At 69.2% G+C, this 13660-nt stretch carries 11 protein-coding genes and 1 tRNA gene; 6 read left to right on the top strand and 6 right to left on the bottom strand.

What is annotated here, in order from left to right; all coding sequences use genetic code 11:
• Positions 1-11: 11 nt before the first annotated feature.
• A complete protein-coding gene (locus tag OG510_RS19535; RefSeq protein WP_406138365.1) occupies positions 12-368 on the bottom strand; it encodes a DUF805 domain-containing protein in 357 nt (118 codons plus the stop codon).
• A 144-nt stretch (positions 369-512) separates the two neighbouring features.
• Here OG510_RS19535 and OG510_RS19540 point away from each other — a divergent pair, with 144 nt between their 5' ends.
• The 4 genes from OG510_RS19540 to purM all read left to right on the top strand — a co-directional run bounded on the left by OG510_RS19540 (position 513) and on the right by purM (position 4972).
• Positions 513-1304 carry a sterol carrier family protein gene (locus tag OG510_RS19540; protein ID WP_406138366.1) on the top strand — a complete coding sequence of 264 codons (792 nt, stop codon included), beginning with the start codon at positions 513-515 and terminating at the stop codon, positions 1302-1304.
• Positions 1305-1438: 134 nt separating this feature from the next.
• The gene (locus tag OG510_RS19545; protein ID WP_406138367.1) at positions 1439-2233 is read left to right on the top strand and encodes an META domain-containing protein; all 795 of its coding nucleotides are present in this window, start codon (positions 1439-1441) and stop codon (positions 2231-2233) included.
• 79 nt (positions 2234-2312) lie between these two features.
• Positions 2313-3839: an amidophosphoribosyltransferase gene (gene purF, locus OG510_RS19550; RefSeq protein WP_406138368.1), complete on the top strand. Its 1527-nt coding sequence runs from the start codon at positions 2313-2315 to the stop codon at positions 3837-3839.
• A 32-nt stretch (positions 3840-3871) separates the two neighbouring features.
• The gene (gene purM / locus OG510_RS19555) at positions 3872-4972 is read left to right on the top strand and encodes a phosphoribosylformylglycinamidine cyclo-ligase (protein ID WP_406138369.1); all 1101 of its coding nucleotides are present in this window, start codon (positions 3872-3874) and stop codon (positions 4970-4972) included.
• Between the two features lie 225 nt (positions 4973-5197).
• On the opposite strand, the gene OG510_RS19560 is transcribed toward purM, so the two are convergent.
• Together OG510_RS19560 and OG510_RS19565 are read right to left on the bottom strand one after the other, a co-directional pair.
• Positions 5198-5449 (bottom strand): DUF3073 domain-containing protein, encoded by a 252-nt coding sequence (locus OG510_RS19560; protein ID WP_164263978.1) that lies wholly within the window; start codon positions 5447-5449, stop codon positions 5198-5200.
• Positions 5450-5728: 279 nt separating this feature from the next.
• On the bottom strand, positions 5729-6865 hold the full coding sequence (locus OG510_RS19565; protein WP_406138370.1) for a Leu/Phe/Val dehydrogenase: 1137 nt from the start codon (positions 6863-6865) through the stop codon (positions 5729-5731).
• A gap of 155 nt (positions 6866-7020) precedes the next feature.
• Here OG510_RS19565 and OG510_RS19570 point away from each other — a divergent pair, with 155 nt between their 5' ends.
• The gene (locus tag OG510_RS19570; protein WP_406138372.1) at positions 7021-7881 is read left to right on the top strand and encodes a hypothetical protein; all 861 of its coding nucleotides are present in this window, start codon (positions 7021-7023) and stop codon (positions 7879-7881) included.
• 568 nt (positions 7882-8449) lie between these two features.
• On the top strand, positions 8450-8656 hold the full coding sequence (gene bldC, locus OG510_RS19575) for a developmental transcriptional regulator BldC (RefSeq protein ID WP_003949541.1): 207 nt from the start codon (positions 8450-8452) through the stop codon (positions 8654-8656).
• 471 nt (positions 8657-9127) lie between these two features.
• Here bldC and OG510_RS19580 read toward each other — a convergent pair whose 3' ends face one another.
• The 3 genes from OG510_RS19580 to hrpA form a co-directional block, all read right to left on the bottom strand.
• Positions 9128-9295: a DUF6274 family protein gene (locus OG510_RS19580; RefSeq protein WP_203599569.1), complete on the bottom strand. Its 168-nt coding sequence runs from the start codon at positions 9293-9295 to the stop codon at positions 9128-9130.
• Positions 9296-9498: 203 nt separating this feature from the next.
• A tRNA-Asp gene (locus OG510_RS19585) sits at positions 9499-9573 on the bottom strand.
• A 109-nt stretch (positions 9574-9682) separates the two neighbouring features.
• On the bottom strand, positions 9683-13618 hold the full coding sequence (gene hrpA, locus OG510_RS19590) for an ATP-dependent RNA helicase HrpA (RefSeq protein WP_406138373.1): 3936 nt from the start codon (positions 13616-13618) through the stop codon (positions 9683-9685).
• Between the last annotated feature and the right edge of the window lie 42 nt (positions 13619-13660).

Raw genomic sequence — 13660 nt, forward strand, 5'->3', positions numbered from 1 at the left:
TGGCGGCCGGCTCAGTAGGCGGCGGCCGCCTTCGGGTCGGGCCCGTGGGAGTTGGCCTGTCGCTGGCCCTCGGTGGCGAGGAACACGATCAGGATGATCCAGCCCACGAACGGGACGAGCGCGATGAAGATCCAGCCGCCCGACCTGCCGGTGTCGTGCAGGCGGCGCACGGTCACGGCGAGCGTCGGCAGCAGTACGGCGAGGGTGTAGAGGCCGCTGAGCCAGTTGCTGTCGAGCACCGCCGAGGAAATGATCGTCAGCACGATGCTGATGATGATGCTGAACAGCGTGAACATCCAGTACTCCTGGCGGCGTGCGCGCCCGCTGAAGCCCACATAGTTCTTGATCACATCGAGATACCAGTTCACTTCGGTCCCCCCAAAGTCATACGGAAAAGTCATGCAGAGCGGCCCGTCACGGTTGACGGGCCGGACGGCAGAACCTATGTGGCTTGAAGTGAACGGGTCAAGGTGGCAGGGCTGTTGTCGGACCCACCACCTAGACTCACTTCCATGCCGCCGTCCCAGAAGCGCGCCCGCCGCTACGACTTCGTCATCACCCGTGCCGCCGTGCTGGCCCAGTTCGAGCACGTGAGGAGTGCCGTGAGCGCCCTCACGCCCGATCAGCTCGCCCTGCCCACCCGGCTCGGTGACTGGACCGTGCGCGAGCTCGCCGCGCATCTCGCCATGGCTGTCGAGAGCGTCAGCCGCTCTCTCGACCAGGAGCCGCCGGCCGTCCAGGAACTGACCCTGCTGGAGTGGCCGTTCGCCACCGCTCCCGTCGCGCACCAGATCTCCGACGACGTCAGGGCGATAGCCGCCGCCTCCGCCCCGGCTGAGCTGTTCGGCCGCACCGCCGACCGGATCGCCGAGCGGCTGCCCGGCGCCGACGGCGAGCGGCTGCTCGCCACCCGTGTCGGTGCCATGCCGCTCGGCGACTATCTGGTCTCGCGCTGTGTGGAACTGGTCGCCCACACCGACGACTTGAACGCGGCCACCGGCCTGGACATCCCGTACGACCGGAAGGCCCTGGCCGCCTGCACCCGGCTCCTCGCGGACGCCCTCGCGGTCAAGGCGCCCGGCGCGTCGACGGAGGTGCGGATCCCGCCGTACGCCGTGGTCCAGTGCGTCGAGGGCCCCCGCCACACCCGCGGCACCCCGCCCAACGTCGTCGAGACCGACCCGCTCAGCTGGGTCCGGCTGGCCACCGGGCGTACGGAGTGGCAGGCGGCGGTGGAGCGCGCCGACGTCGCGGCGAGCGGCGAGCGCGCCGACCTGTCGGCCCTGCTGCCGGTCATGAGCTGAACGGGAGCCGGGACGGAGGGACTCAGGGCCGGGTCGCTGCGAACGGAGCGGAAAGGGAGGGCCCCATGGCGGGGCCTTGCGAACGGAGCGGAAATCAGGGGAACCGGACACCCCGCCCGTCCCGTCCAACGGCCATGTACACGCAACGTACCGCCGTCGCCGCCCTGGCCCTCTGCGCACTGGCCGCCTGCGGCACGGAAAAAGGAACACCGGGTTCGAACAACCCGGCCGAGCCTGACGTGCCTCTCGCCGGGACCGGCTGGACCGTCGACAGCGTCTCGGCCGCCGGCGCCGTGCGGAAGGCCCCGGCGGGTGCCGGCATCGCATTCGAGAAGGGACGGCTGAACGGCTCGTCCGGCTGCAACCACTTCAGCGCGCCGGTCACGGTCAAGGACGACACCGTCACTGTCGGCGCCGCCACCAGCACGCTGATCGGCTGCCCGAAGAATCTGCAGAGTTACGAGACCGCTCTCCGCAAGACACTCACCGGCAAGCTCTCCGTCCACCTCAGCGGCGGAAAGCTCACTCTGCGTACAGCGAAAGGTGACTCCGTGACCCTCACCAGGAAGCCTGCCGAGCGGCCCGCTCCGCTCGTCGGAACGGCATGGAAGGTGGACGCGCTGACCGACGGCGCGAGCGTGTCGACCCTTCCGCGGGGGACCGCCGGCACGGCGCGGCTGACCTTCGCGAAGGACGGTTCGGTGCGTGGAAACCTGGGCTGCAACCGGGTCAGCGGTATGGCAAAGGTCACGGACAGCACCCTCACCTTCGGGCCGCTCACCACCACCCGCATGATGTGCAAGACGCCCGCCATGACCCTGGAGAGGCACCTGCTCAAGGCGTTGCACGGGCCTGTGCGCTACGGAATCCAGCACCGCACACTCACGCTCACGGCCCACGATGGAACCGGAATCCGCGCCACCGCATAGCGTCACGCACCGGTCGGAAAGGGTGCGGCGGCGGATCCCCAATTCGGACCAGTGGTCGATCTCGCCTACACTCGGTGGCGTGCCTCGTGGTGATGGACGACTCAACCACGACCTGCTCCCCGGAGAGAAAGGCCCCCAGGACGCTTGTGGCGTCTTCGGTGTCTGGGCTCCGGGCGAAGAGGTCGCCAAGCTCACCTATTTCGGACTGTATGCCCTGCAGCACCGTGGACAGGAGTCCGCGGGCATCGCAGTGAGCAATGGGTCCCAGATCCTGGTCTTCAAGGACATGGGTCTGGTCTCACAAGTCTTCGACGAAACCTCTCTCAGCTCTCTCCAGGGCCATATCGCGGTGGGCCATGCCCGCTACTCCACCACCGGAGCCTCGGTGTGGGAGAACGCGCAGCCGACGTTCCGTGCCACCGCGCACGGCTCGATCGCCCTCGGACACAACGGCAACCTGGTGAACACGGCCCAGCTGGCCGCGCTGGTCGCCGAGCTGCCCAAGGAGCACGGCCGCTCCACGCAGCTGGCTGCGACCAACGACACCGATCTGATCACCGCGCTCCTCGCGGGCCAGACCGATGACGACGGCAAGCCCCTCACGATCGAGGACGCGGCGCCCAAGGTGCTGCCCGAGGCCAAGGGCGCCTTCTCGCTGGTCTTCATGGACGAGCACACCCTCTACGCGGCCCGTGACCCGCAGGGCATCCGCCCGCTGGTCCTCGGCCGTCTGGAGCGTGGCTGGGTGGTGGCCTCCGAGTCCGCCGCCCTCGACATCTGCGGCGCCGCCTTCGTCCGCGAGGTCGAGCCCGGCGAGCTGATCGCCATCGACGAGAACGGTCTGCGCAGCACCCGCTTCGCAGAAGCGAAGCCCAAGGGCTGTGTCTTCGAGTACGTCTATCTGGCGCGCCCCGACACGGACATCGCGGGCCGGAACGTCTACCTCTCGCGGGTCGAGATGGGCCGGAAGCTGGCCGCCGAAGCCCCGGCGGACGCCGACCTGGTGATAGCGACGCCCGAGTCGGGAACGCCCGCGGCGATCGGTTACGCCGAGGCGAGCGGGATTCCGTACGGCTCGGGCCTCGTCAAGAACGCCTACGTCGGCCGGACCTTCATCCAGCCGTCCCAGACGATCCGCCAGCTCGGTATCCGTCTCAAGCTCAACCCGCTGAAGGAAGTCATCCGCGGGAAGCGCCTGGTGGTCGTCGACGACTCGATCGTCCGCGGCAACACCCAGCGCGCCCTGGTCAAGATGCTCCGCGAGGCGGGCGCCGCCGAGATCCACATCCGGATCTCATCCCCGCCCGTGAAGTGGCCGTGCTTCTTCGGCATCGACTTCGCCACCCGGGCCGAGCTGATCGCCAACGGCATGTCCGTGGACGAGATCGCGACCTCGATGGGCGCCGACTCCCTCGCGTACATCTCCATCGACGGCATGATCGAGGCCACCACCATCGACAAGCCGGACCTCTGCCGCGCCTGCTTCGACGGCGTGTACCCGATGGAACTGCCCGACCCCGAGCTGCTCGGCAAACAGCTGCTGGAGACCGAGCTCGCGGCCGGACCGGCGAGCACCGCCGCCGCCGAGGCGCTCCGTCGCCCGTAGGCCCCGCAGGACGACACGAAAGTCCCAGAACCATGTCTGCTGAATCTCCCGAGCGCGCCCCGCACCAGGCCGCAGGTGCCAGCTACGCGGCTGCCGGCGTCGACATCGAAGCCGGTGACCGCGCCGTCGAGCTGATGAAGGAGTGGGTGAAGAAGACGCAGCGCCCCGAGGTCGCGGGCCTCGGCGGCCTCGGCGGATTCGCCGGCCTCTTCGACGCCTCGGCCCTGAAGCGCTACGAGCGGCCGCTGCTCGCGTCCGCCACCGACGGGGTGGGCACGAAGGTCGACCTCGCGCGGAAGATGGGCGTGTACGACACCATCGGCCACGACCTCGTCGGCATGGTCGTGGACGACCTGGTCGTCTGCGGCGCCGAGCCGCTCTTCATGACCGACTACATCTGCGTCGGCAAGGTCTTCCCCGAGCGGGTCGCCGCGATCGTGAAGGGCATCGCCGAAGGCTGTGTGCTGGCCGGCTGCTCCCTGGTCGGCGGCGAGACGGCCGAACACCCGGGGCTGCTGGGCGCGGACGACTTCGACGTCGCGGGCGCCGGTACGGGCGTGGTCGAGGCGGACCGGCTGCTGGGCCCCGACCGGATCCGCGAGGGTGACGCAGTGATCGCGATGGCGTCGTCCGGACTTCACTCGAACGGGTACTCGCTGGTGCGCCATGTCGTCTTCGACCGGGCCGGCTGGGCGCTGGACCGGGAGATCGCGGAGTTCGGCAGGACGCTCGGCGAGGAGCTGCTGGAGCCGACCAGGATCTACTCGCTGGACTGTCTGGCGCTGACCCGTACGACCGAGGTGCACGGCTTCAGCCACATCACCGGCGGCGGACTGGCCAACAACCTGGCCCGGGTGATCCCGGACCATCTGCACGCCACGGTCGACCGCTCGACGTGGACCCCGGGAGCGGTCTTCGACGTCGTCGGCGGGGCCGGGCAGGTCGAGCGGCTCGAGCTGGAGAAGACCCTGAACATGGGGGTCGGCATGATGGCCGTCGTGCCTGCGGAGTCGGTGGACTCGGCGCTGGCGACCTTCGAGGACCGCGGCCTGGACGCCTGGGTCGCCGGAGAGATCACCGGACGCGGCGATCACGCCTCGGGTGCGGAGCTGACCGGGGACTACGCCAAGTAGGCGGCGCGGAGCGGATCAGCGGACGGGCAGGGCAGGCCGACGGGGTGCTGCACACCAGGTCACAGGCCGGGTGGGTGCGGTCACGACGGGCTGCCCGTGCGGCTCGGGGAGGCCGGTGCACAGGGTGGACAGCACTGAACCCGGTCCGAGGCGCAGGCCCTGGACCGGGTCAGTGTGACGGCGCAGCCGGAGACGGCGCCGGTGAATGCTGCGAGGTGTTGTACGTCAAGCGCCGCGGCGCTGAGACGAAGGACCGGACTCGTCGTCCTCGTCCTGATCCTCGTTGTAACGATCCGCGTACTGTGCGTACGGGTCATCTTCCTCTTCGTCGTCCTCGAACGGCTCCGCGTTCGGTGGCTGACTCGTAGGAGATGCGCCCAGCTCATTGGCCAGACGTGACAGGTCCGTCCCGCCGCTGCTGTACTTCAGCTGGCGGGCGACCTTCGTCTGCTTGGCCTTTGCCCGGCCGCGCCCCATGGCTCGACCCCCTCGGTGACGGGGCTCGACGGCCCCAGAGTCTTGACACCCGTTCATGATTCGGAACGGACTCTCCGTGAAGAGTCCGGTCCGTAGGGCTTCAACGGTACCTGCTTCCGCGGCCATACGGTACGCCGCCCGCGGGAAGCGCCGCTTCACAGAACCGGCGAGGAGCCCTGTCCTCGCTGGTCAACTGCGATTTTAACCTCTTCTCGGCGGCCGACCCGCCGACGGGGGTGAGTCACGTCTCCCCGACAGCGGGTCAGCGGGTGCGCACGGTCAGTGTTCGCGGGCGGAACGGCCCGCGGCCATCAGCTGCTCGGCGATCCGGTCGGCCGCCGCGGCCGGTGGAATGCCGTCTTCATTTGCACGTGCGAATATTGCCAGCGTGGTGTCGAAGATCCTGGCTGCCTTCTTCTTGCAGCGGTCGAAGTCGAAGCCGTGGAGTTCGTCGGCGACCTGGATGACCCCGCCGGCGTTCACCACATAGTCCGGGGCGTAGAGGATGCCCCGGTCCGCGAGGTCCTTCTCGACGCCGGGGTGGGCGAGCTGGTTGTTGGCCGCGCCGCACACCACCTTCGCGGTGAGCACCGGCACCGACGCGTCGTTGAGCGCGCCGCCCAGCGCGCACGGGGCGTAGATGTCGAGCCCTTCGGCGCGGATCAGCGCGTCCGTGTCGGCGACCGCCGTGACCCGGCCCGGGTGGCTGTCGGTGACGCGGCGCACGGAGTCCTCGCGTACGTCCGTGACCAGCACATCGGCGCCCTCGGCCAGCAGATGCCCGACGAGGTGGTGACCGACCTTGCCGACGCCCGCGACACCGACCCTGCGGCCGCGCAGCGAGGGGTCGCCCCACAGGTGCTGGGCGCTGGCCCGCATGCCCTGGTAGACGCCGAAGGCGGTCAGCACCGAGGAGTCGCCCGCGCCGCCGTTCTCCGGGGAACGGCCGGTGGTCCAGGCGCACTCGCGCGCCACCACGTCCATGTCCGCGACATAGGTGCCGACGTCGCAGGCCGTCACGTACCGCCCGCCGAGCGAGGAGACGAACCTGCCGTAGGCCAGGAGGAGTTCCTCCGTCTTGACCAGCTCGGGATCGCCGATGATCACGGCCTTGCCGCCACCGTGGTCCAGACCGGCCATGGCGTTCTTGTACGACATTCCGCGTGCGAGGTTCAGCGCGTCGGCGACGGCCGCAGCCTCGTTCGCGTACGGGTAGAAGCGCGTGCCGCCGAGGGCCGGGCCCAGGGCGGTGGAGTGGATGGCGATCACGGCCTTGAGGCCGGAGGCACGGTCCTGGCAGAGGACGACCTGCTCGTGTCCGCCCTGGTCCGAGTGGAACAGGGTGTGCAGCACGTCGGCGCGGGCGCCGGGGGCGTCCGGGGCGAGGGGGACGTCAGGTGCAGGAGCGCCGGTCATATCGGTCACGGTGGTGACTCCCAAGTACGAGGCGGCGGCCCTCTTACGGGTGGAGAGGGCCGGATGGCAGCAGATTAGGCCCTGCGCGTCCGCGGATCAGGCGCAGTGCCGAGGATCACCCCCTCGTGGAGCAATGACATGGGACGATTCACCTTATGGCGGTGGTGTCCTCAGTGATCGTCCCCTATACGTCCTACCTGCGGGTGTACGAGCCCTTGGCGGCCTTTCCGGAGGCCGAGCGCGACCACTGGGCCCGCTATGCGCGGCGCAGCGAGCTGCCGACGGCACAGGACGAGCTCCGGCGTTCGCTGGCGGATCTGCTGCCGACGCCTCCGGTGGCCGTCCCGGTGCACGAGAGCGCCGACGCGTTCGTGGCCGAGCTGGACGGTGTGGTCTGCGTCTGCCCCTGGCGGACCAGGCTGCGCGGCTGGCAGGCGCTGGAGTCGCTGGCGGCGCAGTATCCGGAGCCGGTGCTCGATGTCGTGCTCCCGCCGGTGGTGCGTCTGCAGGCGGCCGCCGACTACGAGCGCTGGCTCGAGCGGAACCCGGACGCGCGGCCGTGGATCCGGACGACGGTCTGGCATGTCCCGGTGCGCTGGTTCACGCTCTTCGACGACGAGGAGCGCGAGTACGAGAAGGCCGGGACCGGTGACGGTGAGGTGGCCGGAGCGCCGCCGGTGATGCGCTACCGGACGCCGATGGTGCAGGCCAGGCGCCGGCTGGCCCGGTCGCTGAAGACGCTCAGGGAACACTTCGAGGAGGGCCCGCTCACCGAGGGGCTCGTCGATGTCGGGAAGTGGCTGGAGGAGTTCCACCCCAGGTCGCTGGTCGAGCTCGACTACGGCGGTCTGGTGCACGCCCTGTCCGACGAGCAGCTGGCCGAGGACCGTTCGGCCGCCGATGTGGCGGCCGCGGTGGCCGCGCTGCGCGCGGGCGACGAGGAGACGGCGGATGCCGCGTACGAGCGCCTCGCGGACCGCTGGCGGGCCGTCCGGGCACGGCAGACGGCGAACTGACGGCGAACTGACGGCGGGCCGACGGCGTGGCCGACGGCGGATTCGCGTCGGCCCGCGGGCCGAACCGGCGGCGCGGGCCGCGGGTGACGCCGTGGGTGACACTGTGGGTGCTGCTCTGCGGAAAGGTCCTTGGTCCTGATCCGGGCCTTTAAGTCAAGCGTGACGGACCGCACTAACCGGGGCCTTGCGCCCATCCCCCACCCTCGTGTCAAAATAGGACAAGGAGTCCGGGGAGGGCTCCGTCCGTCCAAGTAAGGGCGGATTCCTCGGCATTGCACTCTATGGGGGGTCTCATGACTCCTGATGACCATGTGACTGATCGTCACTGGGGCGTGACTGTCCGCTATGGCATGGTCCATCGGGCTTCGGCCGCTGATGAGCGCCTGAGAGGGCAATTCCATCGGTTTGGCCGACGCGGCTGGACGGATGGTGTAGTTGTAGTGCCGAAGACAAGCCGTTCGTCCTATAACCGACTCGGCCCGTGTCCGCCATTTCGGGCAACGCGGGTCAAGGTGCAGAATTTAGAGGAAAGAACCGAGATGGTTCGGTTCTCCCGAGGAGGCCGCTCATGACCGCTCGCACCCCTGATGCCGAGCCGCTGCTGACCCCGGCTGAGGTTGCCACGATGTTCCGCGTGGACCCGAAGACGGTCACCCGCTGGGCGAAGGCGGGCAAGCTCACGTCCATCCGAACGCTGGGTGGGCATCGCCGGTACCGCGAGGCAGAGGTCCGTGCTCTGCTCGCGGGTATTCCGCAGCAGCGCAGCGAGGCCTGAACACCCTAATAAATCGGGCGTTTTCGGGTCCCCCAACCCGGTTCGGCCCGTTATAGCTCCACTTGACGGCGGTCCGCCCCAACGGACTTCCGTTTTTGATCGCGCTGGACTCCGCCGGGTCCAGCGCGATCTTTTTTGCGTCATGCCCTGTTCGGGCCGGTGCGGGGCCGCCGCGGCCGGGCCGCCGGCCGGTCGCCGTGTGCTCGTACGGGGTCTTCTGCCGCGCTCCCAGGGCCCGTTGGCGGCCGTCCGATTCAGCCCTGTCGTCCCGTTGTCAGTGCGGTCGCGGAGGCTCAGCGTGTGCCGCCGGTTACGTCTCGCACAGCAGTGCAATGGCACATATTAAATTGGGGCGTTGTAGGGAGGGGTTAAGTTCACTCCTTTTCAAAACTCTTTGCGTGACACCCGTCACACGGCAGAGCACTTGCCAAACCCGAGCCTGTCACGGACAGACCCGGCGGGCAGCATGGTTCACCGGCGCGCCGGTGGACGTTCCTCATCGGGGGCGGACTGCTCCATCGCGAGCCGCAGCAGCCGGTGGCAGACCGCGCAGTGCCGGGTGAGGTGGCGGTGGCCCACAGCGGCCGCCAGATGGGCGCGCAGCAGCGCCCGTGTCTCGTGTCGCGTCGCAGCCGCCATACGCCGACCTCCTGCCGCCCCCGGGGCGTTCGCCGCCCTCCGGGCCTCCACTGCCCGGCGAGCCCCTGCTGTCTGAGTACTCGTGGGCGGGACGCGCCGTCAAGACGCGTGCGGGGGCGGCAGCGGGCCGGGCACAGCAGAAGGGCCCGCATCCGGCGAGGATGCGGGCCCTTCTGCTGTGCTGTCGCACGTACTTCCCACTGCGGTCCTGACGGGATTTGAACCCGCGGCCTCCACCTTGACAGGGTGGCGAGCACTCCAAACTGCTCCACAGGACCAGGTTCGCAGCCGTACCCCGCGAGAAACTCGCACGGTGTTGCCTCTGTTCGGCTGCGAGACAGACTGTACAGGAGGGCAGGCCCCCTGGTCGAACTGGCTGTGATCCGCTCAGCGGACCCCGGCGACCACCGCGTCGATGGCCTTCACGATGCGCTTGTCCGAGACCGTCTGTGCCGTGCCGAGCGCGTGCGCGAAGTAGCTCACCCGCAGTTCCTCGATCATCCAGCGGATGTCGAGCGCCTCCTTCGGCACCGGGCGCCCCTGCGGCAGCTGCTCGAGCAGCCAGGCGTACTCGTCCTGCATCTCGTGGACCTTCTCCATCCGCGTGGTGTCGCGCTGGACGGCCGTCGGCATCTGCTGGAGCCTGCGGTCGGCCGCGACCAGATAGCGCATCAGGTCCGGCAGTCTGCGCAGCCCGGTGGCGGTGACGAAGCCCGGCTTGATGAGCGCGGCCAACTGGGTGCGCACATCGGCCAGGTTGGCGACGAGCACCAGGCTGGTGGTCGACTTCAGCCGGCGCTCGGCCGCCTGCCAGGCCGCCAGGATCTGCTGCACCTGGTCGACGGTCCTGATGGTCGTCTCGACGAGGTCGGCGCGCACCTTCTCGTACAGCTTGCGGTACGACTCCTCGTCCCAGGCGGGCCCGCCGTGGTCGGCGATCAGCTGGTCGGCCGCCGCCATGGCGCAGTCGTCGAAGAGCGCCTGGACCGAGCCGTGCGGGTTGCGGGACAGGGCGAGCTTCGCCTGGTTGCCGAGCCGGTCGGATGCGAACTTGGCAGGGTTCACCGGGATGTTGAGCAGGATCAGCCTGCGGGTGCCCCGCCACATCGCCTGCTGCTGCTCGGCCTGGGTGTCGAAGAGCCGTACGGACACGCTCGCGCCCGAGTCGACCAGCGCGGGGAAGGCGCGGACCGGCTGGCCCGCCCGCCGTGTCTCGAAGACGCGGGAGAGGGTGCCGACCGTCCAGTCGGTGAGGCCGGTCCGCTCGACCGACTCGCCGGCCGGGCCCGCCGTCGCCGCTGCCGCCTTGGAGATCGCCTGGCGGGCCTTGGGGCGCAGCCGGAGCTTGAGCGCTTCGAGGTCCTTGTCCTCGGCCACGTTGCGGCGCCGCTCGTCGACGATCCGGAAGGTGATCTTGAGGTGGTCCGGTACCCGGGAGAGGTCGAAGTCATCGGCCGTGACGGGGACGCCCACCATGCGCTGCAGTTCCCTGGCGAGCGTCAGCGGCAGCGGCTCCTGGAGGGGCACCGCACGGTCGAGGAAGGCTCCCGCGTAGTTCGGCGCGGGCACGTAGTGGCGGCGGACCGGCTTGGGCAGCGAGCGGATCAGCTCGGTGACCACTTCCTCGCGGAGCCCCGGGATCTGCCAGTCGAAGCCCTCGGGGGTGACCTGGTTGAGGACCTGGAGCGGGATGTGGACCGTGACACCGTCCGCGTCCGCGCCCGGCTCGAACTGGTACGTCACCCGGAACTTCAGCTTCCCCTGCCGCCAGGAGTCCGGGTAGTCGTCCTTGGTGACGGCCCCGGCCTTCTCGGTGATCAGCATCGAGCGCTCGAAGTCGAGGGCCTCGGGCTCGTCGCGCTGCTTGTGCTTCCACCAGGAGTCGAAGTGGGCACCGGAGACGACGTGTTCGGGGATCCGCCCGTCGTAGAAGTCGAAGAGCGTCTCGTCGTCCACCAGGATGTCGCGGCGCCGTGCGCGGTGCTCCAGCTCCTCGACCTCGGCCAGGAGCTTGCGGTTCGCGGCGAAGAACTTGTGGTGGGTGCGCCAGTCGCCCTCGACCAGGGCGTTGCGAATGAAAAGTTCCCGGCTGGTCTCCGGGTCGATCCGGCCGTAATTGATCTTCCGCTGGGCCACGATCGGGACGCCGTACAGGGTGACCCGCTCGTACGCCATCACCGCCGCCTGGTCCTTCTCCCAGTGCGGCTCGCTGTAGGTGTGCTTCACCAGGTGCTGGGCGAGCGGTTCGATCCACTCCGGCTCGACCTTGGCATTGACCCTGGCCCACAGCCGAGAGGTCTCCACCAGCTCGGCGGACATGATGAAGCGCGGCTGCTTCTTGAAGAGCGCCGAACCGGGGAAGATCGCGAACTTGGCGTTGCGGGCGCCCAGATACTCGTTCTTCTCGGTGTCCTTGAGCCCGATGTGCGAGAGCAGCCCGGCGAGCAGCGAGGTGTGCACGGCCTGCCCGGGCGCGTCCTCCTCGTTCAGCCTGATGCCCATGGTCCTGGCGACCGAGCGCAGCTGCGCGTAGATGTCCTGCCACTCGCGGATCCGCAGGAAGTTCAGATACTCCTGCTTGCACATCCGGCGGAAGCTGGAGGAGCCGCGCTCCTTCTGCTGGTCGCGGATGTAGCGCCAGAGGTTGAGGAAGGCCAGGAAGTCGGAGGTCTCGTCCTTGAAGCGGGAGTGCTGCTGGTCGGCCTGGGTCTGCTTCTCCGCCGGGCGCTCGCGCGGGTCCTGGATGGAGAGCGCGGCGGCGATGACCATCACTTCGCTGACGCAGCCGTTCCGGTCGGCCTCCAGGACCATCCGGGCCAGCCGCGGGTCGACGGGCAGCTGGCTGAGCTTGCGGCCCTCCTGGGTGAGCCGCCGCTTGGGGTCCTTCTCCTTGGGGTCCAGCGCGCCGAGCTCCTGGAGGAGCTGGACGCCGTCGCGGATGTTGCGGTGGTCGGGCGGGTCGATGAAGGGGAACTTCTCGATGTCGCCGAGGCCGGCCGCGGTCATCTGGAGGATGACGGACGCCAGGTTGGTACGGAGGATCTCCGGGTCGGTGAACTCAGGGCGGGTGAGGAAGTCGTCCTCCGCGTACAACCGGATGCAGATGCCGTCCGACGTACGGCCGCAGCGGCCCTTGCGCTGGTTGGCGCTGGCCTGCGAGATCCGCTCGATGGGCAGCCGCTGGACCTTGGTGCGGTGGCTGTAGCGGGAGATACGGGCGGTGCCCGGGTCGATCACGTACTTGATGCCGGGGACGGTCAGCGAGGTCTCCGCGACGTTGGTGGCGAGCACCACCCGTCTGCCGCCGCCGGACGGCCGCTGGAACACCCGGTGCTGCTCGGCGTGCGAGAGCCGGGCGTACAGCGGCAGCACCTCGGTGCGGCGCAGGTTCCGTTTGTTCAGCGCGTCGGCGGTGTCCCGGATCTCGCGCTCGCCGGAGAGGAAGACCAGTACGTCGCCCGAGCCCTCGCCCTGGAGTTCGTCGACCGCTTCGCAGATCGCGGTGATCTGGTCCCGGTCGCCTTCGTCGCCCTCCTCCTCCAGGAGTGGGCGGTAGCGCACCTCGACCGGGTACGTACGGCCGCTGACCTCGACCACAGGGGCGTCGCCGAAGTGCCGGGCGAAGCGCTGCGGGTCGATGGTGGCCGAGGTGATGACGACCTTCAGATCGGGGCGCTTCGGCAGCAGCTGGGCCAGATATCCCAGCAGGAAGTCGATGTTGAGCGACCGCTCGTGCGCCTCGTCGATGATGATCGTGTCGTACGCGCGCAGCTCGCGGTCCGTCTGGATCTCGGCGAGGAGGATGCCGTCCGTCATCAGCTTGATGAAGGTGGCTTCCTGGTCGACCTGGTCGGTGAAGCGGACCTTCCAGCCGACCGCCTCGCCCAGCGGGGTGTTCATCTCGTCCGCGATGCGCTCGGCGACCGTGCGCGCGGCGATCCGGCGGGGCTGGGTGTGGCCGATCATGCCCCGGACGCCGCGTCCCAGCTCCAGACAGATCTTCGGGATCTGGGTCGTCTTGCCCGACCCGGTCTCACCGGCGACGATCACCACCTGGTGATCGCGTATCGCCTCGGCGATCTCGTCCTTCTTACGGCTGACCGGCAGCTGCTCGGGGTAGCTGACCGCGGGCACCCGGGCGGACCTGCGCGCCATCCGGGCGGTGGACTTCTCCGCTTCGGCGGCGATCTGGTCCAGCGCGGCCTGCCGGGCCTCTGGTTTACGGATACGGCGGGCGCCCTCCAGGCGTCGGCCGAGCCGGTGCGCGTCGCGCAGCGACAGCTCGTTGAGCGTGGCCTGGATATCAGCGAAGGAAGTAGACATACCTGATCCAGGATCTCACCCTGCGCAACCCGTGGGCGAACG

Source organism: Streptomyces sp. NBC_01089 (genome assembly GCF_045162975.1).
GTDB lineage: Bacteria > Actinomycetota > Actinomycetes > Streptomycetales > Streptomycetaceae > Streptomyces.